This window comes from Acetobacter sp. P1H12_c (assembly GCF_018811975.1).
GTDB classification, from domain to species: domain Bacteria; phylum Pseudomonadota; class Alphaproteobacteria; order Acetobacterales; family Acetobacteraceae; genus Acetobacter; species Acetobacter persici.
The window spans coordinates 1-1,039 of the sequence record NZ_JACRVR010000095.1; the positions used below are offsets into that span (position 1 = coordinate 1).

The following is a 1,039-nucleotide window of genomic DNA, read 5'->3' on the forward strand; positions in this document are numbered from 1 at the left end:
CTAGGGTGTGTCGTCAGTTAATTCCAATGATGGCGGAGACGAATTGCACGGCTGCGAGGAAAGTTGACTTCAGCTTGTCATATCGTGTTGCAATACCTCTGAACTGTTTAAGTCTGGCGAAGAAGCGTTCGATGATGTTTCGTTTTTTATAAAGCGAAAAGAGGATTTTCCGTGGAGTGCGTCGGTTTTTCTTTGACGGAATAACCGGTGTGATCCCCCGCTCTTCAAGCTTTTCGATGAGGGGATCGGCATCATAAGCCTTGTCGGCGATGAAGACCTCGGGATCGACTTCATCGAGCAATGGCTCTACTTCTGTGATGTCGGCCCTTTGTCCGGGCGTCAGGGAAAGAGCTGCAGCCTTTCCCGCGGCATCGACAATGGCATGGATTTTCGTGGTCAGTCCGCCACGGGACCGCCCGGTGGCCTGATCCATACCCCTTTTTTACGGGCGCCCGCGCTATGCTGGTGAGCACGGACAATGGTGCTGTCGATCATCATGTATTCGTTGTCATGGTCAGCAGCCAGATGCCGGAAAATCCGCTCGATCACGCCAGGGAATGCCTGCACGGTAACGATACAGCACGGCTTCGATAAACAGACGGTTATCCGCAGCCGTCCCACCGACATGACCTTCGCGACCCGGGAGAAGATCTTTTATCCGCTCCCACTGACCATCGCTCAGACCATACCGGCGCATTCACACTCTCCCCGTTCCAGAAACAGGAAGAAAACATCACAGATCAAACGGGAGTACAAGCTTCATAATCCCCCCGTTTAACTGACGACACGCCCTAGCAGCCTGTCGGGTTGGGTATTTTGTGGCTGATAACGCCGAGGCTGAGCCAGCTTATGCTACGTGAAGCCGTGCCATTCTTTTGCAGTTGTATGCGAGAGCGACGAGTGTCCATTCGGTCGTGACTTTTGCAAGGCTGCGCAGACTGAATCTTCTGAAGCCCATGATGCTTTTGATAATGCCAAAGATCGGTTCAACGGTCTGTTTTCGTAGTCTGTAAACATCTCCGGCATCCGTGGTTTCCAG

At 52.6% G+C, this 1,039-nt stretch carries 1 protein-coding gene and 1 pseudogene; both read right to left on the minus strand.

Features of this window, described 5'->3' with window-relative positions; translation table 11 throughout:
- Positions 1–13: 13 nt before the first annotated feature.
- A pseudogene (locus tag KP699_RS16245) lies at positions 14–697 on the minus strand (IS5 family transposase).
- Positions 698–847: 150 nt separating this feature from the next.
- A partial coding sequence (locus KP699_RS16250) for a transposase (protein ID WP_215762254.1) occupies positions 848–1,039 on the minus strand: 192 nt, incomplete at its 5' end.